Source organism: Anaerotignum propionicum (assembly GCF_024461735.1).
Taxonomy (GTDB): Bacteria; Bacillota; Clostridia; order Lachnospirales; family Anaerotignaceae; genus Chakrabartyella.
Genome location: NZ_JANGAD010000049.1, coordinates 1 through 228, shown reverse-complemented (window position 1 = coordinate 228; position 228 = coordinate 1). Strand labels below are relative to the sequence as shown.

Below are 228 nucleotides of genomic sequence, written 5' to 3'. Positions count from 1 at the left end.
CTCAATGGTAGCCTCATAAACTGTTTCAAATTCAACTTATCTACCCGCCTCATGTACCTCGTGACCGTACAGATTTATCTGCAAAACACCATTTGAAGCATAAGCATCTAAATAGACTGGGTATCCTGTATTATTTTTAATTTTTAAGTCTATATAGTTACCTGCGATAGCGTCATCTCTGCCTAAACGAACATATCCTACAGACATGGAGTCGGGTGATCTTTCCGC

General features: G+C 39.5%; 1 protein-coding gene. It reads right to left on the bottom strand.

Features of this window, described 5'->3' with window-relative positions; translation table 11 throughout:
- Positions 1-36: 36 nt before the first annotated feature.
- Positions 37-228, bottom strand: a 192-nt coding sequence (locus NE558_RS14350; RefSeq protein WP_256150848.1) for a VanW family protein, incomplete at its 5' end; no start/stop codon positions are given.